This window comes from Streptomyces sp. NPDC002884 (genome assembly GCF_040295245.1).
Taxonomy (GTDB): Bacteria; Actinomycetota; Actinomycetes; order Streptomycetales; family Streptomycetaceae; genus Streptomyces.
Map to the genome: position 1 here is coordinate 284,548 of NZ_JBEOVB010000007.1, position 17,841 is coordinate 302,388.

Genomic DNA, 17,841 nt, shown 5'->3' on the forward strand with positions numbered 1-17,841 from the left:
GTGCTACTTCACCGCGACCTGCGAGGGATCCAGGACGCCGTCCCAGTCGCTGATGACGATGTTGCGGATGTCCTCGCCGTACAGCCGCTTGTAGACCGGGTGGAACAGCGGCACGGTCAGCGCCTGCTCGCCGATCTTCTTGTCCAGTGCGCCCCACCTCTTGGCGGCGGCGTCGAGATCGGTCAACTTGTTGATCGCGTCGATCTCGGCATTGACCGACTTGTCGTTCAGGAAGCCCGTGTTGAAGTTCGCGCCGTCCTTGACGATCTGCCGGCCGTCGAAGATCGGGGCGAGGAACGGGCCTCCGGAGGGCCAGTCGGCACCCCAGTGGGCCAGGAAGAAGCCGGGCTCGGTCTTCACGTCGTGGATCGTGTCGGAGTAGTCGTTGTCCTCCAGACCCTGGAGCTTGACGGTGATGCCGGCCTTCTTGAGCGCGTCCTGGATGGCGGTCGCGATCTCCGGGCTGGTCTCGAAGTCCTGGCTGTTGGAGTGGGTGAGGGTGATGGTCAGCCCGTTCGGGTGACCGGCCGCCTTCAGCAGCTCCTTGGCCTTCGCCGCGTCGCCGGTCCTGCCCGCCGGGAAGAGGTCGTAGGGCTCGTAGCCGAAGGACTTCTGGTTCGGCAGGTAGGTGGTGGCGGCCTCGGCGAGCGACGAGCCGCCCGCCGCGTTGACGACCGACGACCGGTCGATGGCGTAAGAGATCGCCTGCCGCACCCTGATGTCGTCGAACGGCTTCACGTTCGGGTTGAACGCGATGTAGTTGGTGTAGCCGAAGTGGCCGGTGCCGACCCGCGCGGCGAGTGCCTTGTCGCCGCTGACCTTGGCGAGTTCGGCCGGGCCGAGGTTGGTGTCCGTGGTGATGGCGGTGGCGTCCGCCCCCTGGGACGCGGACAGCCGCTGGTTGATCACCGAGGAGTCGAGCCCGGACCGTACGTCGATCTTGTCGGGGTACGCCTTGCGCTCGGCGTCCGTCTTCGCGGACCAGTGGGTGTTGCGCTCCAGGGTGAGGCGCTCGCCGTCGTTCTCGTTCTTGACGACCTTGTAGGGGCCGGACGAGACCGGGTGCTCCTCGTACTTCGTACCGGTGTCCTTGGCCTTCGGGACGGGCGCGAACTGCGTCTGCGTGGCCAGGTACGGGAACTCGCCCTCGGGCTTGTTCAGATGGAAGACGATCGTCCGGCTGTCCGGCGTCTCGATGGCGGCGAGGCCCTTGGAGTCCTTGTACGGCCCCTGGTAGTCGGCGGCGCCGACCAGCCAGTCCCGCAGGTAGGGCGCGCCGCCGGAGAGCTCGGGCGCGAAGGACCGCTCGATGCCGTACTTGATGTCGGCCGAGGTGATCGCGGTCCCGTCCTCGTACTTCAGGCCCTCCTTGAGCGTGTACGTCCACACGGTGGCGTCCTCGTTGGGGCGCCCGGTGTCGGTGGCGAGGTCGGGGACGACATCGGTGCCGGGGGCGCCGTTCTCGCGGTTGCGCGTGGTGAGGGTTCTGAAGACCAGGGTGGGGACCTTGCCGCCGCCGGAGGTGTAGAGGCGGGCCGGGTCGAAGTCCTGCTGGGGGTTGCGGTTCAGGATGGTGAGTGTCCCGCCCTGGTGCGGGGCGGAGTCGCCTCCGGAGGCCTTGGCATCGTTGTCCTCAGGCCCGCAGGCGGCGGCGCCCGCGGCCACCACCAGGCTGACGGATGCCGCGGCGACACGGCGCGCTATGAGGGACGGTTGACGCATCGGAATGACGACCTCTCGGTTGACGGTCTCGCCGCCCCTTCCGGGGCGTCTCGATATCCGAGACATATGGACGAGGAGTGAGACGAAAGTGAACAGACGTCCACCCCGGCGCCGAGTCGTCGAAGAGCCGTGACCACGTCACGGCTGAAAGAAGGAAAGAGGATTCGCGACACACGCGCCTGGGGGCGGTGTCAGCGACAGTGGATGTCGGCCACGCAGAGCGCGGTCACGCCGAAGAGCGCCAGCTCGATGGCGGCGCTCCTGTCGACGAGATGACTAGACCACATACGCAGCAATATGGAGGAACTTTTTGGGCATGTCAACGCGACCTATGAGACGCCTGTCCATCCCTGAGGCTCAACTGCTCGGATAGGGCCAGGCGTTGGGCAGGCAGTGGATCCCGTCGTGGTCGAGGAATTTCGTCTGCTGCTGCATGACCGGTGCCAGCTCGCCGTCCTGGTCGCAGGTGACATGGCTGTAGCCGAGGCGGTGGCCGACCTCGTGGTTGATCAGCATCTGCCGGTAGGCGTACATCTTGTCGCCGAAGGTCTCGGACCCCTGGGCCCACCGGTAGGCGTTGATCATCACGCGTTCGGTGGCGGCCGAGTCGCAGGAGACGTTGTCCTCCGTGGTGTCCAGACCGGACTTGGCACACCACACGGCGGTGGTGCCCGGGCTGGCGAGCGTGATGACGAAGTCGGCCTTGCCGGAGTTGATGCGCTCGAAGGTGCGGGCGCCGTTGTGGGCCCAGCTGCGGGCGTCGTTGAGCGTCTTCTGCACGGCCTGCGCGAAGAGTTCGCCGTCGAGCCCGAGACCCTGTTCCACGTCCACCCGGTAGGTGTACTTCTGCCCCTTGCCGGGCGCCTTGTCGACGCCCGCGACGGAGTCGAACTTCCCCGACCCCTTGAGCTTGGCGCTGAGCGCGTACTTCGTGGCCATCCCCTGCGCGTACGTCAGCGTGGCCACCCCGCCGGGCGCGCCGGACGCGGCGGCGGACACGGACGGGCTCGGCCGGTCGTCCCCGCGCGCCGCGGTGTCGTCGACGGCCTCACGGGTCTGCCCGGAGGCGGACTTCGACCCGACGGAGTCGTCGTCCCGGCCGGTGGCGACCTGCCCGGCCACCACGACGGCAAGCACCGTGGTGACGGCGGCGGCCGCGATTCCGCCGAACGCCCGCCCCTTGACTCCTTGAGCGGTCATGGGCCCGCCGGCGGGCGGCACGCCGTCGTCCCCGTCACGCCGGCCGGCGCCGGCCGGGGAGGTCGCACGGAAGGCGGTGTCCCGGTCGGTGGCGGTGGTGGCGGCGTAAGGATCCTGCGCACGCGTGACCGCGGACTGCGGTCTCGCGCGCGTGAAAACATCCTCGTCGTCCTCGCCGAAGGCGTCGAGGTAGTCCTGTCGGGGTCCCTGACGGGAACCTTGACGGGGGCCTTGACGCGGGCCGTCCTGGGGCATGGGGCGCTGACGAGGTATCACGGGCTGCCCGGTACCCGCTGATCGTCCTCTCAAGTCACCCCAGCCGCCCCCGCCTTCACGCTGCTCGGGGTGACCGCCCCGCACCTGCGGGAACCCGTGGGCCGGAGTCCCGTCGGGAAAGGGGAAGCGGGGCACTCCGTGCGAGGGGGTTCCGTCGTACCCCGGGGGCGGTACCTGGACGCGGGCGCCGCGCGGGTCCCCCTGGGGAGGGGGCTCCGGAGAAGCCCCCTGCGACGCGCCCTTGGAGCCGCCGCCCTTGGCGGCACTCCTGGGCGCGGGTCCACGCCGGCTGTGGCGTCCCACGTCGGTCTCAGCCTCCCGAGTTCTCGGTCGCTGCGGCGGTGTCGGCGAGAAGCTCGCGGAACGCCGTCGCGACCGTCTCGGGATACTCCATCATCGCCACGTGCCCGGCGTCGGGCAGCGTGAGCAGGCGGGAGTCACGGAAGGTGCGGGCGGCCCGCTGCGCCATGCGGAAACCGACGAGCTGGTCGCGACCACCGTAGACCAGGAGGGTCGGGGCGAGGACGCGCTCGGCCTGACGCCAGAGCCCGTGTTGGCCACCCAGCGTGTACGCGCTGAGCAGGCCGCGCGTGGAACGCGTCAGCGCGTCCCAGAAGTACGGCAGCTGAAGGCGCCGCTCCAGCTCGTCCACCGCGTGGCGGAACGCGTCCGGGCCGACCCGCCCGGGATCGCCGTAGCAGAGTGCCGTGACGCCCCGGACGCGCTGCTCGGCGGTCCACTCCCGGGTGAACCTGGTGAAGAGCGCGGCCACGCCGGGCAGCCCGACCAGTCCCGTGGGCAGGGCCGTCCGCTGCACCCGCAGTTCGGGCAGCGCGGGTGACACCAGCGTCAGCGTCCGCACGAGGTCGGGCCGGACCGCGGCGACGCGCGTGGACACCGCGCCGCCGAGCGAGTTGCCGAAGAGGTGCACGGGTCCGCGATCGACGGCGTCGAGGTAGCGGATGACGGCACGCGCGTGTGCCGTGATGGAGTAGTTGCCGTCGTCCGGCGGCGGGGAGTCGCCGAAGCCCGGCAGATCGACGGCCTCGCTCGCCACCGCCCCGTCGAGCAGCGCCATCAGCGCGGACCAGTTCTGCGAGGAACCGCCCAGGCCGTGCACGTACAGCGCGGGCTCGAGGCCCTCGCGCACGGGCGGCCGGGAACGGACCGTGAGCGTGACGCCCGGCAGCCCGACCGACCGGAGCCGCTCGCCCTCCGCGACCCGGACGGCGATCGCCTTCGGCAGCACACTGGTGGGCGGCACGGAGGGCAGCTCGGTCGAAGACATGCGGGCAATGTTACGAGACGATCACGCGCGCTTTTGTGTGTTCGCCATCACACGCGCGGTTCGCACGCGCGTGTGGCGGCCGCCCCGCCCGCGCCGCGCGGGAGCCCGTACCGCCGCGAAGAGGGGGCACTTCGGACAGCGACCGCTTGGCGTACGAAACGGGTGTCTCCTAGGCTCGTACCGAGGGCACCCGCTTGTGGCCCCTGCAACTCGCAGGGACGTTCGTAGGAAGGGAGCCCACCATGGCCGTTGACCCCACCGACCCGGAGACGTTCGAAGAGGACGACGACTTCGGGGAGCTCGACGTCGAGGCGCCGGAGAACGACGCCGCCGAGCAGTACAAGGACGTCGCCGCGGAGCGCGACGACTCCCTGAAGGACGCGGATCCCACCCGGGCCGACGAAGCCGACCTCGTCGAACAGGCCCGCGTCGTATCCCTCGACGAGGACGACTATCGCTGACATGCGCCGAGCTGGAGCGGGGCGGAGTATGCCCGTAACATCCCGGTCCAAAACCATTTACACCGCTTTTGTCGTCGTCCAGTCCGTGAAATTCTGCACGCGCACCGCGCACACCAGGGTTACCGAAAAGTACGATGGCGACGCGGCGCTCACCGCATGAGGACCACTTTGGGAGGCGGCGTGACAGCCATCGAGCAGACAGAGGCGGCGCGCCCGCGAGGCACCCGCTTGCCGCGCCGTGCCCGACGGAACCAGCTGCTGGGCGCCGCCCAGGAAGTCTTCGTGGCGCAGGGCTACCACTCCGCCGCCATGGACGACATCGCCGAGCGGGCCGGAGTCAGCAAGCCCGTGCTGTACCAGCACTTCCCCGGCAAGCTCGACCTGTACCTGGCCCTGCTGGACCAGCACTGCGAGTCGCTCATCCAGGCCGTGCGCGGCGCGCTCGCCTCGACGACCGACAACAAGCAGCGGGTCCGCGCCACGATGGACGCGTACTTCGCGTACGTCGAGGACGACGGCGGCGCCTTCCGTCTGGTCTTCGAGTCGGACCTGACGAACGAACCCGCGGTGCGCGAGCGCGTCGACAAGGTGACCACCGAGTGCGCCGAGGCGATCTGCGAGGTCATCGCGGAGGACACCGGCCTCTCGCGCGCGGAGTCGATGCTGCTCGCCTCGGGTCTGGGCGGCCTCGCCCAGGTCGTGGCGCGTTCCTGGCTGCACAGCGACCGCAGCGTGCCGCGCGACCAGGCGGTGCAGCTGCTGGCCTCGCTGGCCTGGCGGGGCATCGCCGGTTTCCCGCTGCACGGCACCGATCAGCACTGACCGAGGGGACGCCCGGCCGTTTGTTCCCGCCCGCTGTTCGCTCCTGGCGTGGACGGCCGCGCCGTGAACGTCCCCTCACCGGGCTAATGTGTGCAGCGTACGGCGCGGACGCCCGCGCACCCCATGACCGTCGGAGGGACATAGCCGTGGAGGTCAAGATCGGCGTGCTGCACGCACCCCGCGAGATCGTTCTGGAGAGCGGTCAGACTCCCGAGGAGGTCGAGCGCGTGGTGGCCGAGGCCCTGGCCGGAAAGTCGCAGCTGCTCAGCCTCGTGGACCAGCACGGCCGCAAGGTCCTGGTCCCGGCCGACCGCCTGGCCTACGTCGAGCTGGGCGAGGCCGCCCCGCGCAAGGTGGGCTTCGGCGCTCTGTAGGCGAAGCAAGGAAGCGGGGCCCGGCGACCATCTGGTCGCCGGGCCCCGCTTCCGTTCTCACGGCCGGACCCACTGACCGCCGAGGGTTCTCACGTCCGGACGCGCTGACCACCGGGCGTTCTCGCGGCCGGACGTTTCTCGCGGCCGGATTCCCCGCGGTTTCGCTGTCAGCGCCTTCTCCACAGATGGAGCACAACCCGACCACAGAGGAGGATTGCATTCCGCAGGTCACGGGTATGACGGGCTACGACCTTGGTGCACAGCCCCACCGTCCGGGAGGGACCCTCATGATCTTGGAAGCGCTCGGCTCCGCTGTGCTCGGTCTCGTGCTCGCGTGGGCCGCGGTCCACCGCTTCTCCCACCGGCTGCCGGTCCGCACCCTGGTCGTCGCGACGGGCGTCGCGGGAGCCCTGTTCGGTGACTTCGTCACCCACACCGCGCTGGGCCCCGGCACCGCCCTGGCGAGTCTGCTCGGCGCGGCGATCGTCTCCGCCGCCTCGCTCTCCCTGCTGCTGCGCCCGGCCGGCCGACTCCGCCGGCGGTCGGCCCCGGCCTGAGCCCGGCGACGGCCGGCGGGACCAGGCCGAGGAGAGCGACGAGACCGACTAGGCGGCCAGCCCCAGCGCCGCCATCCGCTTGGTGTGCGCCTCGGTGATCCGGGAGAACATCCGGCCGACCTCGGCGAGGTCGAAGCCGTCCGCGACACCTCCCACGAGCATCGTCGACAGCGCGTCGCGGTCGGCGACCACCCGCTGGGACTGCGACAGCGCCTCGCCCATCAGCCGCCGCGCCCACAGCGCGAGCCGTCCGCCCACCCGCGGGTCGGCGTCGATCGCGCCGCGCACCCGGTCCACGGCGAAGCCGGCGTGGCCGGTGTCGTCGAGCACGGCCAGCACCAGAGCGCGGCTGTCGGTGTCCAGGCGCACCGCGACCTCGCGGTAGAAGTCGCTGGCGATCGAGTCGCCGACGTACGCCTTGACGAGGCCCTCCAGCCAGTCCGACGGGGCCGTCTGCCGGTGGAAGCCGTCGAGCGCGGCGACGAACGGCTCCATCGCGCGCGTCGGCTCCTCGCCGATCTCGGTGAGCCGGTTGTGCAGCCGCTCGAAGTGGTGGAACTCGGCCGACGCCATCTTCGCCAGTTCCGCCTTGTCCTCCAGCGTGGGCGCCAGCTTGGCGTCCTCCGCGAGCCGCTCGAACGCCGCCAGCTCGCCGTACGCCAGCGCGCCCAGCAGATCCACGACCGCGGCCCGGTACTGCGGGTCGGCCGACGCCGTCGTCCAGTCCTGGGCGGCGATGCCGGTGGCGGTGTTCTCAGGCTTGTCAGAGGTCGTCATGAAGCGCACAATAGCCCGCTCGTCGCACGGGGGAAGTCCCTGGTCAATCAGTGTGACAACGAAGACGTACGGGACCACCCCCGGCACTGTGACAACCACAACGTGACCGAATCGGCCATCGCGTGTGCGTGAATCCGGGGTATGGTGGTAATGCGCCTGCCGAATATTCGTCGGGCCGCACGTATGAGGATGCCCGGTCGGTGGCCCGATCGGCTCCGACCCGACAGCCCTCCTCGCCCGTACGGCACTGTGCGTACGGCAACCCGGAGGGGACCCCCTCAGCGGTACGAGCGCTAGAGCGTCGGCAGAGGTCCCGTGTCCTGACGGCTGGCCCGTGAGGCAGCCGTCGTCCCCCGGCACGGTCCTGACACGACCCCCGCGCTCGCCTCGCACCGCGCACACAGAAGAGGCAGCACCCTGACTACGTTCCGAGAGCTCGGCATCCTTTCCGAGACCGCCGAGGCCCTTGAGGCCGTCGGCATCATCAGTCCCTTCCCCATCCAGGAGATGACGCTCCCCGTGGCCCTGACGGGCACGGACGTCATCGGCCAGGCCAAGACCGGCACCGGCAAGACGCTCGGCTTCGGACTCCCGCTCCTCGAGCGCGTGACCGTCCCCGCCGACGTCGAAGCGGGCCGCGCCCGGCCCGAGGACCTCACCGACGCCCCGCAGGCGCTCATCGTCGTCCCCACCCGCGAGCTGTGCACGCAGGTCACCAACGACCTGCTGACCGCGGGCAAGGTGCGCAACGTGCGCGTCCTCGCCATCTACGGCGGCCGGGCCTACGAGCCCCAGGTCGAGGCCCTCAAGAAGGGCGTCGACGTGGTCGTCGGCACCCCGGGCCGCCTGCTGGACCTCGCGGGCCAGAAGAAGCTCGACCTCAAGCACATCAAGTCGCTCGTCCTGGACGAGGCCGACGAGATGCTCGACCTGGGCTTCCTGCCCGACGTCGAGAAGATCATCAACATGCTTCCGGCCAAGCGCCAGACCATGCTGTTCTCGGCGACCATGCCGGGCGCGGTCATCGGCCTCGCCCGCCGCTACATGTCGCAGCCCACGCACATCAACGCCACGTCGCCGGACGACGCGGGCAGGACCGTCGCGAACACCAAGCAGCACGTGTACCGCGCGCACAACATGGACAAGCCCGAGATGGTCTCGCGCATCCTGCAGGCCGAGGGCCGCGGCCTGGTCATGGTGTTCTGCCGGACCAAGCGCACCGCCGCCGACCTGGCCGACCAGCTCCAGCAGCGCGGCTTCGCCTCCGGCGCGGTCCACGGCGACCTCGGCCAGGGCGCCCGCGAGCAGGCGCTGCGCGCCTTCCGCAACGGCAAGGTCGACGTCCTCGTCTGCACCGACGTGGCCGCCCGCGGCATCGACGTCGAAGGCGTCACGCACGTCATCAACTACCAGTCCCCCGAGGACGAGAAGACGTACCTGCACCGCATCGGCCGTACCGGCCGCGCGGGCGCCAAGGGCATCGCGGTCACGCTGGTCGACTGGGACGACATCCCGCGCTGGCAGCTCATCAACAAGGCGCTGGAGCTCGAGTTCAGCGACCCGCCGGAGACGTACTCCACCTCTCCGCACTTCTTCGAGGAACTCGGCATCCCCGCGGGCACCAAGGGTGTTCTGCCGCGCTCGGAGCGCACCCGCGCCGGGCTCGACGCGGAGGAGCTCGAGGACCTCGGTGAGCCGGGCGGCCGCGGAGCGCGCGGTCGCGGTGACCGGGGCGACCGAGGGGGCCGTGGTGACCGCGGTCGCGGTGACCGGGGCGGTCGCGGTGACCGCGGTGGCCGCGCCGAGTCCCGCTCCGACGAGCGGACCGCAGAGCGCTCCGACGAGCGCGAGCGTTCGGCCCGTACCCCCCGTCGCCGTCGTCGTACGCGCAACGGCTCGCCGCTCGACGCGACGCCCGCCGGGACCACGGCTGCCGAGCAGGCCCCCGTGGCCGAGCCGACGCCCGTGACGGAGGAGACCGCCGGCCCGCGTACTCCGCGCCGTCGGCGCCGTACCCGCAACGGGTCCGGGCACGAGGCCGCCGTCGTGACGGCCGTGCCGGCCGACGCGGCGACGGGCGAGCCCGTCGCCGAGGCCGCGCAGGCAGTCGTGGCGACCGCCGAGGGGACCGCCCCGGAGTCCGCCGCGGAGGCCCCGGCCGCGCCGCGCCGCCGCCGTACCCGCAAGGCCGCGGAGACCGCGCAGACCGCGCAGACCGCACCGGCCACGGTGACGGAACCGCCGGCCGTCGAGGCCCCCGTGGCCGAGGCCGCCGTCGACACGGTGGAGGCGACGGAGAGCAAGCCGCGCCGCCGCACCCGCAAGGCGACGCCTCCGGCCGAAGCCGTGGTCGAGGCCGTCGAGGCCCCGGCGGCCGTTACGGCCGTCGCCACCGCCGAGACCGTCGTCAAGCCGCGTCGCACCCGTAAGACGGCAGCCGCGGCCCCGGCCGAAGCCGCCGTCGACACGGCCGAGGCGACCGAGGCCAAGCCCCGCCGCACCCGCAAGGCCACCGCGCCCGAGACGACGGCCACCACGGCCGACATCCCGGCCCAGGCCACCCAGGAAGCGGCAGCCACCAAGCCCCGCCGCACCCGCAAGACCGCCACCACCGCCCCGGCCGAGGTCGCGGTCGAGGTCGCGGTCGACACCGCGGAGGGTACGGAGGCCAAGCCGCGCCGCCGCGCCACGCGCAAGGCGACGGTCCCGGCCGTCGCCACCACGGACGCGGTGGAGGTCACCGAGGCCAAGCCGCGCCGCACCCGCAAGACGGCCGCCGCGGCGGTCGTCGAGGCTCCGGCGGTCGTCGAGCCCGAGGTCAAGCCGCGTCGCACCCGTAAGGCAGCGGCTCCGGCCGAGGCCGCGGTCGACACCGCCGAGGCCACGGAGGCCAAGCCGCGCCGTACCCGCAAGACCGCCGCCACGGCTGCGGCCTCGGAGCCGATCGCGGAGGCCGCCGCGGCCGCCGCGGCCGCGGTCAAGCCGCGTCGCACCCGTAAGACGGCAGCCGCGGCCCCGGCCGAAGCCGCCGTCGACACGGCCGAGGCGACCGAGGCCAAGCCCCGCCGCACCCGCAAGGCCACCGCGCCCGAGACGACGGCCACCACGGCCGACATCCCGGCCCAGGCCACCCAGGAAGCGGCAGCCACCAAGCCCCGCCGCACCCGCAAGACCGCCACCACCGCCCCGGCCGAGGTCGCGGTCGAGGTCGCGGTCGACACCGCGGAGGCGAAGCCGAGGGTGCGTCGCACCCGCAAGGCGACGGCCGCCGCGGAGCCCGCGGACGGCTGATCAGTCGGCCTGGCACGACGGCCCGACGGCCCGGTCCCTCCTCGACGAGGGGCCGGGCCGTCGGCGTTCCCGGGAGAGGTCCCACCGACGGCGCGCGGTGTGCCCTCCCGGTAGCCTCGGGGCGTGACCAGGCCCAGGACCAGCAGCCCCTTCCCACCGCCCCCCGGCGCGCTCTCGTATCCGCTGCGGACCGAGCGCGGCGAGTTCGCCGTCGTCGACGCGCCCGTGCCCGCCGGCGTCGAGCAGCGGGGTGTCGCGCTGCTGATGCCCGGCTTCACCGGGAGCAAGGAGGACTTCCACCGGATGCACGAGCCGCTCGCGGCCCGCGGCTACCGGGCCGTCGCCGTGGACGGGCGGGGGCAGAACGAGTCCGACGGGCCTGCCGAAGACGAATCCGCTTACGCGCGCGAGGAGTTGGCGCTGGATGTGCTGGCGCAGGCGGCGGCCCTCGACGCCCCTGTGCACCTGGTGGGGCACTCCCTCGGCGGCCAGATCGCCCGTGCCGCCGTCCTTCTCGACCACTCCCCGTTCGTGTCGTTCACGCTCGTCGCCTCGGGCCCGGCCGAGATCTCGGACTCGCAGAAGCAGCGGGTGAAGCTGCTGCACGACGCGCTCGCGGTGATGTCGATGCCGCAGGTGTGGGAGGCGATCCTGGCGATGGGGCCGCCGGAGGAGGTCGGCGGTCCGGCCCGCGGCTCCGCCGCGCCGGAGCTGTTGCGGCTGCGCTGGCTGAACCACAAGCCCGCTCAACTCCTGGTGACCGGGCGTCAGTTGTGCGTGGAGCCGAACCGGGTCGGTGAACTCGCCGCCGTTCCGCTGCCGTTCCATGTCCTGTCGGGTGCGCGGGACGACACCTGGCCGGTGCCCCTCCTCGACGACATGGCCGTGGAGCTGGGGGCGCACCGGACGGTCGTGCCGGGCGCCGAGCACTCGCCGAACCAGGAGCAGCCGCTGCCGACGGCCCACGCGCTCGCCGACTTCTGGGACCGTCACCCCCGGCGTTAGGGCCCGGCCCGTCGCCGTCCTGCGGGTCGCGCCCTAGTACTGCGTCTGCACGTGCTCCCAGAAGCCGTCCCGCAGGGCGCGTCTCAGGTCGGCCTGGCCGCGCAGGGAGTACTGGAGGATGCCCTCGGCCTCCACGAGAAGGTCCTGGTCGACGGAGCCGGGGAGGTAGGGGTGGCCCGGCAGCAGCTCGGCCAGCGACTCCCTGCCGCGCGCCGCCAGCCATTTCGCCGCCACCTGCGCGCCGACGAAGCGGACGGCCTCGCGGCTGGGCCGGCTCGCGCCGGGCCCCTCGTAGCCCGGCGCGGTACGCCGTGACACGTACGGCTTGAAGAAGTCGAGGTCGAGGGTGCGCTGGCTGTCGACCTCCCAGAGCAGCGGCTCCGCCTGGTTGCGGCCTTCCGGCGCCTCGATGCCCCAGAGGTGCACACGGGCGCCGTACCCCTGCGCGGCCTCCACCGCCGAGACCAGGTCCTCGTCGCCGCCCAGCAGGGCCGCGTCGCTGATGGCCCGGTGCCGGGCCAGGGACTCCAGATCGGTCCGGATCAGCGAATCGACGCCCTTCTGCTGGTTGTTGGCGTTCAGGTTGCCCAACCGCACCTTGACGTCCGGCAGTTCGGCGATGGACTGCTGCTCGGAGGTGTGGATGCGGCGCCGGGCGCCGTCGTACCAGTAGACGCGCAGCAGCCGGCTGTCGGCGAAGATCGAGCGGGCGCGGTCGATGAGTGCCTCGATCAGGCCCTCGGCGTCGAGGTCGAAGGCCCGGCGGTCCTCGGTCCCGGCCACCAGGCGCCCCGCGGCCGCGTACAGGTACCCCGCGTCGACGAAGATCGCGTGGGTCGAGGGCGTCTTGGCCACCTCGGCGAGCATGCGTGTGAGCAGCTCGTTCGTGCGGTCGATACGGGCGGCGAGGGCCGGGAGGTCGTCGTTCATCGACTCCATTGTTCCGGTGGTCACGCTGCGAACACAACCGGTCCCGTTCAGTCTCCGCCGAACCCTTGCCCGAACTCTCTTACTCGTCAGTAATTAGTCGTTCGAAAAATTTCTTTAGCGTAGGGAATGTTTGTAACACGCATCCCGTTGACTCCCTACGTAACCAAGTAGTTCTCCTCAGGAGGATGACCAGACGAAGGGAGAAGCCGATGCGCTTCGAAATCATGCGACTCGACGACGTCGACGGCACGGCCGTGGACTGCACCGTCGTGGACGCCGCCTCCGTCAACCGGATCGTTCAACAGGCCGCCGCCATCGGGCAGCGGCTGTGGATCCGCCCGGCCGACACCTCGGCCTCGTAACACGGATCCCGACCCTTACAGATTTCAGAGCCCCCCACGGCGTCGCCGTGGGGGGCTCTGCGCGTACCGGGGTCCGGTCAGCCGGCCCGGATCACCTGGGTGATCCCGTTGATGATCTGCTGCACGGCGATCGCCGAGAGCATCATGCCCGCGAGCCGCGTCACCAGGACCACGCCGCCGTCCTTGATGACCCTGATGATCAGCAGCGAGTAGCGCATCACCAGCCACAGCACGACATGGATGGCGAGGATGGCCACCCAGACCGACACCTGCATCGCCGCGCTGTCGGCCTTCTGCACGGCGAGGATGACGGAGACGATCGCACCGGGCCCGGCCAGCAGCGGCATGCCGAGCGGGACGAGCGCGACGTTGACGTCCTTGGTCTGCTTCGGCTCGTCGGTCTTGCCGGTGAGCAGGTCGAGCGCGATCAGCAGGAGCAGCAGCCCGCCCGCGATCATCAGCGCGGGGACGGAGACATGCAGATAGTCGAGGATCTGGTGCCCGAGGAGCCCGAAGACGGTGATCACGCCGCCGGCCACGCAGACCGCCTGGAAGGCCATCCGCTTCTGCACCTTGCCGGGGCGTCCGGCGGTCAGCGCGAGGAAGATCGGGGTGATCCCCGGGGGATCCATGATGACGAAAAGGGTGAGGAAGAGGGAGCCGAAGACGGCGACGTCGAACATCAGTACAGGAGCCTTGCGGGAAAGGGGGTGGACCGGACGGGGCGGAGGCGAGCCTCAGGCCCCGCCGGTGCCCGGCACCGGGAACGCCCCGGTGGCGCGCCGGGTGATCTCCCCGTACACCTCGGGGTCGGTCGTGTACTCGCCGAGCACGCAGGTCTTGCGGCTGCCGTGGTAGTCCGACGAGCCGGTGACCAGCAGTCCCAGCTCGGCGGCGAGCCCGCGCAGCCGCGCGCGGGTGTCCGCGTCGTGGTCCATGTGGTCGACCTCGATGCCGTCGAGACCGGCGGCCGCCAGCTCGGCGATCACGGACTCCGGCACCGTACGGCCCCGCTTGCTCGCGCTCGGGTGCGCGAAGACGGTGACCCCGCCGGCGCCCTTGACCAGCCGGATCGCCTCGAAGGGATCGGTCTCGTGCTTCGCGACGTGGGCCCGGCCGCCGTCGGCCAGCCAGTTCCCGGTGAAGGCGTCGTTCACGGTCGGCACGACACCGAGCTCCACCAGGGCGGTGGCGACATGCGGCCGCCCGACGGACCCCTCCCCCGCGATCCGCGCGACCTGCTCCCAGGTGACGGGGACGCCCAGCTCGTTGAGCCTGGCGACCATGCCCCGCGCCCGCGGCACCCGGTCGTCGCGCACCAGCTCCCGCTCGGCGAGCAGGGCGGGCTCCTCGGGGTCGAACAGATACGCCAGCATGTGCATGCTGATGCCGTCGACCCGGCAGGACAGTTCGGCGCCGGTCACGAGCGTGAGCCCCGGCGGCAGCGCGGCGACGGCCTCGGCGTATCCACGAGTGGTGTCGTGATCGGTCAGCGCGACGACGTCCAGACCGGCGGCACCCGCGTTGCGGACCAGCTCGGCCGGGGTGTCCGTACCGTCGGAGGCCGTGGAGTGGCAGTGCAGGTCGATGCGCACGACGCGAGCTCCAGGCGGTGACGGGACGGAAGGGGACGCTCCAGCATAGCCGGTCGTCAGCCCACCCCTGTCACACCCAAATGCCCCGAGCGCCCCCTACACGCGCGCCACCGAAACCCCCGAGACCCCGGAGCGCGGCACACGTACGGGACCGCCGGCCCCCAGGCGGAACGCTACGGTTTCAGCAGCCGCGGCGAGAGCGCCCCGCACGGCACCAGGTCCACCTCGGCCCCCGCGTCCCGCAGATCCGTGAGCACCAGCTCGTCGTACATCAGCAGGCCGGACTGTTCGGGCCACACCACGGCCCACAGCCACAGCCCGCGCGCCTCTCCCGCGAAGACGGCCCGGTCGTCCGGGGTGGCGGAGACATGCCAGAGCGGGGTCGGACGGCCGGCGGCCAGGACCTTGGCCTGCGGGGGTTTCTCGACGCTCATGTACGGGCCCGGGTCCGGGCCGTCGACGCCGGCGTAACGCGCGCCGAGCCCGACGCCCAGTTCCTCGGCGACCAGGATCAGCTCGCCCATACCGCCGAGCGGGCCCGGCCCGGAGCAGGCCACGGCGGTGGCGCGGCCCCCGCTGCGGTCGTCCCCCGCGTACGTGACGCCCGTGAAGAGCCAGCCGACAGGCAGCGGCCACGGCATCCACACGGGCACCTGCGTGCGGTGCACGACGACGCTGAGGGCCTCGACGCTGGGCGGGATCACGGGCTGAAGCGGATGCACCGTCCCGTGCACATCGCACTGCCAGGAATCGGCGAAGAGTCCGGGAGCCCTGACCCGGCCACCACACTTCGGGCAACTGGGTTCGCCCCTCATAGAGCCCCACGGTCCTACCCGAGCCCGCCCACGTCAAGGACGATCACCCGTCCGGACGGAAGTGACGCGCCCCGAAGATTTGCGTGTAGCTTGCATTAATTAGGCGATCTAACTTATCGTGTGTATATACCAACTACTTTCGAGGGGTGAGCGGAACCATGGACCCATTCGATGCGGGAGCCGGAAGCATCCTGCGGCAGCCGAAGGCGGTGTGGGCGACGGCCGGCGCGTCCGTCGTCGCCTTCATGGGCATCGGCCTCGTCGACCCGATCCTGCCGTCCATCGCCCAGGGGCTGGACGCCACGGCCGGCCAGGTCTCCCTGCTCTTCACCTCGTACTTCCTGATCACCGCGTTCGCGATGCTGGTCACCGGCTTCGTCTCCAGCCGGATCGGCGGCCGCAGGACGCTGCTGGCCGGCCTCGCCCTCGTCGTCGTCTTCGCGGCTCTCGCGGGCACCTCGGGCTCGGTCGGTGAACTCGTCGGCTTCCGGGCGGGCTGGGGACTCGGCAACGCGCTGTTCGTGTCGACCGCCCTCGCGGTGATCGTCGGCGCGGCGGCCGGCGGCAGCGCGGCCGCCATCCTGCTGTACGAGTCCGCCCTCGGCCTCGGCATGGCCTGCGGGCCGCTGCTCGGCGCACTGCTCGGCGACGCCAGCTGGCGTTACCCCTTCTTCGGCACCGCGTTCCTGATGGCGATCGGCTTCCTGTGCATCACGGTGTTCCTCAAGGACCAGCCGAAGCCGGCCCGGAAGATCTCCGTCCTGGACCCGATCAAGGCGCTCGGCCACGGCGGTCTCGCCTCGGTGGCGGCCTCGGCGTTCTTCTACAACTACACGTTCTTCACCGTGCTGGCCTTCACCCCGTTCGTGCTGAACATGACCCCCTACAAGTCGGGGGCGGTGTTCTTCGCCTGGGGCGTGCTGCTCGCCGTCTTCTCGGTCCTCGTGGCGCCGCGGCTCCAGGAGCGGTTCGGCTCGCTCAAGGTGCTCGGCGGCTCGCTGGTGCTGCTCGCCGTCGACGTGTTCGCCCTCGGGTACGGCGACCACACCACGGCGATCGTGTGCACGATCCTGTCGGGCGCGTTCATCGGCGTGAACAACACCGTCTACACCGAGCTGGCGCTCGGCGTCTCGGACGCCCCCCGCCCGGTGGCGAGCGCCGGCTACAACTTCGTGCGGTGGTTCGCGGCGGCGGCCGCGCCCTACTTCGCGCCGAAGATCGAGGAGTGGACCGACATCCATGTCCCGTTCGTCGTCGCGGCGGTGACCGCGGTGCTCGGCGCGGTCGTGGTCGTCGTCCGGCGGAAGGCGCTCACGCGCGAAGCCGAGGAACTGCAGCCGAAGCACGCGACGCAGGACGGGGTCACGGTCTTCGCCGGCTGAGCCGACCCGGCGTCAACTGACGACCGGCGCGCGAGCGTTGGTGACATGGGTCACCCGGATCTCAATCGAGCGGGACGGACCTGCGGGACGGATCCCGAAGGTCCGTCCCGTTCGTCAGCCAGCGCTCCTGGAGGGCCTGGGCGCCGTGCACGCGCTTCCAGGCGGCCTCGTTGGGGGTCATGGGGAGCAGGGGCAGGAAGCGGACCGGGTCGAGCGGCGCGTCGAGGTCGAGATCCTCGACCAGACCGCCCGGCTCGGCGACCAGGACCGAGGTGAACGGGGCGCCGGGCCACAGGGGTTCACCCACGTCGAGCGAGCTGCCGGGGGCCACGACCACGCCCTCGACCTGCGGGGACGCGGCGAGGACGGCCAGCGGGCGGAGCACCTTGTCGGTGTCGGACGCGCCGGGCCTGACGGACAGCACCAGCTCGGCGCGCGGCCCCTCGACCGGATCGGCGAGCACCGCCGTCGGGTCGCTCATCGGCTGCGCGGACATGCCGAGCGTGGCGTAGCGGACGACGTCGCCCTCGTGGAATCGCAGCACCTCGAGGCGGTCCGCACCGAGGAAGGTGACCGCGGCGCGGGCGTCCGGCTCGCCCAGCGCGCTGCGCAGACGGGCCTCGACCAGAGGAAGAACATCAACCATGCGGCGAGCATAGAACTCGTCAGTGCGGGGCAAAGCAGCGCCTTGACACTTCAGTCGACTGCTATTCTTGCCCGGTGGTTCGGGGCAGCACGCAGAAGCGTCGCGATCTTGCCCCGACGCAGACGAGACTCCCTTACGAGGGACCGGCTGGAGGAGGTGGGGCTGTCATGGATCGAAGTCACCCGTGCAGTACCACTCGCTCTTCCTGCCGCTGACGCAGCTGCTCCGGCTTCTTGGCCCCCGGCTGGTCGCCATCTCTCGCGCTCATCTTCATGCGGAAGAGCACTTCGTTTCTTTTGTCACCTGATCTGCTCGATCTGTCTGATCTGCCAGATCTC

General features: G+C 71.2%; 18 protein-coding genes. 8 read left to right on the forward strand and 10 right to left on the reverse strand.

Annotated elements, in window-relative coordinates:
- Positions 1-3 precede the first annotated feature (3 nt).
- The 4 genes from ABT070_RS17810 to ABT070_RS17825 form a co-directional block, all read right to left on the reverse strand.
- The gene (locus ABT070_RS17810; RefSeq protein WP_351761192.1) at positions 4-1,722 is read right to left on the reverse strand and encodes an ABC transporter substrate-binding protein; all 1,719 of its coding nucleotides are present in this window, start codon (positions 1,720-1,722) and stop codon (positions 4-6) included.
- A gap of 191 nt (positions 1,723-1,913) precedes the next feature.
- The gene (locus ABT070_RS17815; RefSeq protein WP_351761195.1) at positions 1,914-2,009 is read right to left on the reverse strand and encodes an Ms4533A family Cys-rich leader peptide; all 96 of its coding nucleotides are present in this window, start codon (positions 2,007-2,009) and stop codon (positions 1,914-1,916) included.
- 70 nt (positions 2,010-2,079) lie between these two features.
- Entirely contained in the window at positions 2,080-3,501 is a 1,422-nt protein-coding gene (locus ABT070_RS17820) for a DUF3152 domain-containing protein (RefSeq protein ID WP_351761198.1), read from the reverse strand.
- A gap of 7 nt (positions 3,502-3,508) precedes the next feature.
- Entirely contained in the window at positions 3,509-4,486 is a 978-nt protein-coding gene (locus tag ABT070_RS17825) for an alpha/beta fold hydrolase (RefSeq protein WP_351761201.1), read from the reverse strand.
- A 242-nt stretch (positions 4,487-4,728) separates the two neighbouring features.
- Here ABT070_RS17825 and ABT070_RS17830 point away from each other — a divergent pair, with 242 nt between their 5' ends.
- The 4 genes from ABT070_RS17830 to ABT070_RS17845 all read left to right on the forward strand — a co-directional run bounded on the left by ABT070_RS17830 (position 4,729) and on the right by ABT070_RS17845 (position 6,700).
- Entirely contained in the window at positions 4,729-4,947 is a 219-nt protein-coding gene (locus tag ABT070_RS17830) for an Rv3202a family protein (protein WP_351761204.1), read from the forward strand.
- Positions 4,948-5,127: 180 nt separating this feature from the next.
- Positions 5,128-5,769, forward strand: coding sequence for a TetR/AcrR family transcriptional regulator (locus ABT070_RS17835; protein WP_020130830.1), 642 nt, complete (start codon positions 5,128-5,130; stop codon positions 5,767-5,769).
- Positions 5,770-5,915: 146 nt separating this feature from the next.
- Complete coding sequence (locus ABT070_RS17840; RefSeq protein WP_189920010.1) at positions 5,916-6,143, forward strand: DUF3107 domain-containing protein; 228 nt, start codon at positions 5,916-5,918, stop codon at positions 6,141-6,143.
- A gap of 287 nt (positions 6,144-6,430) precedes the next feature.
- Positions 6,431-6,700 (forward strand): hypothetical protein, encoded by a 270-nt coding sequence (locus tag ABT070_RS17845; RefSeq protein WP_351761208.1) that lies wholly within the window; start codon positions 6,431-6,433, stop codon positions 6,698-6,700.
- 48 nt (positions 6,701-6,748) lie between these two features.
- Here ABT070_RS17845 and ABT070_RS17850 read toward each other — a convergent pair whose 3' ends face one another.
- Complete coding sequence (locus tag ABT070_RS17850) at positions 6,749-7,486, reverse strand: ferritin-like fold-containing protein (RefSeq protein ID WP_451101220.1); 738 nt, start codon at positions 7,484-7,486, stop codon at positions 6,749-6,751.
- 498 nt (positions 7,487-7,984) lie between these two features.
- Between ABT070_RS17850 and ABT070_RS17855 the strand changes: the two genes are divergently transcribed.
- The gene (locus ABT070_RS17855; RefSeq protein WP_351761214.1) at positions 7,985-10,768 is read left to right on the forward strand and encodes a DEAD/DEAH box helicase; all 2,784 of its coding nucleotides are present in this window, start codon (positions 7,985-7,987) and stop codon (positions 10,766-10,768) included.
- Between the two features lie 123 nt (positions 10,769-10,891).
- Positions 10,892-11,773, forward strand: a complete 882-nt coding sequence (locus ABT070_RS17860) for an alpha/beta fold hydrolase (RefSeq protein ID WP_351761216.1) — start codon at positions 10,892-10,894, stop codon at positions 11,771-11,773.
- Positions 11,774-11,806: 33 nt separating this feature from the next.
- On the opposite strand, the gene ABT070_RS17865 is transcribed toward ABT070_RS17860, so the two are convergent.
- The gene (locus ABT070_RS17865) at positions 11,807-12,703 is read right to left on the reverse strand and encodes an NYN domain-containing protein (protein WP_351761457.1); all 897 of its coding nucleotides are present in this window, start codon (positions 12,701-12,703) and stop codon (positions 11,807-11,809) included.
- Between the two features lie 209 nt (positions 12,704-12,912).
- Between ABT070_RS17865 and ABT070_RS17870 the strand changes: the two genes are divergently transcribed.
- Complete coding sequence (locus ABT070_RS17870) at positions 12,913-13,065, forward strand: DUF8834 family protein (RefSeq protein ID WP_351761219.1); 153 nt, start codon at positions 12,913-12,915, stop codon at positions 13,063-13,065.
- Between the two features lie 77 nt (positions 13,066-13,142).
- On the opposite strand, the gene ABT070_RS17875 is transcribed toward ABT070_RS17870, so the two are convergent.
- From ABT070_RS17875 to ABT070_RS17885, 3 genes are all read right to left on the reverse strand, one after another.
- Complete coding sequence (locus ABT070_RS17875; protein WP_020127905.1) at positions 13,143-13,748, reverse strand: MarC family protein; 606 nt, start codon at positions 13,746-13,748, stop codon at positions 13,143-13,145.
- Positions 13,749-13,802: 54 nt separating this feature from the next.
- The gene (locus tag ABT070_RS17880; protein WP_351761222.1) at positions 13,803-14,660 is read right to left on the reverse strand and encodes a PHP domain-containing protein; all 858 of its coding nucleotides are present in this window, start codon (positions 14,658-14,660) and stop codon (positions 13,803-13,805) included.
- A 173-nt stretch (positions 14,661-14,833) separates the two neighbouring features.
- The gene (locus ABT070_RS17885) at positions 14,834-15,475 is read right to left on the reverse strand and encodes a DUF6758 family protein (RefSeq protein ID WP_351761224.1); all 642 of its coding nucleotides are present in this window, start codon (positions 15,473-15,475) and stop codon (positions 14,834-14,836) included.
- A 158-nt stretch (positions 15,476-15,633) separates the two neighbouring features.
- On the opposite strand from ABT070_RS17885, the gene ABT070_RS17890 reads away from it, so the two are divergent.
- Entirely contained in the window at positions 15,634-16,857 is a 1,224-nt protein-coding gene (locus ABT070_RS17890; protein ID WP_351761227.1) for an MFS transporter, read from the forward strand.
- A 61-nt stretch (positions 16,858-16,918) separates the two neighbouring features.
- On the opposite strand, the gene ABT070_RS17895 is transcribed toward ABT070_RS17890, so the two are convergent.
- Positions 16,919-17,503: a suppressor of fused domain protein gene (locus tag ABT070_RS17895; RefSeq protein WP_351761230.1), complete on the reverse strand. Its 585-nt coding sequence runs from the start codon at positions 17,501-17,503 to the stop codon at positions 16,919-16,921.
- Between the last annotated feature and the right edge of the window lie 338 nt (positions 17,504-17,841).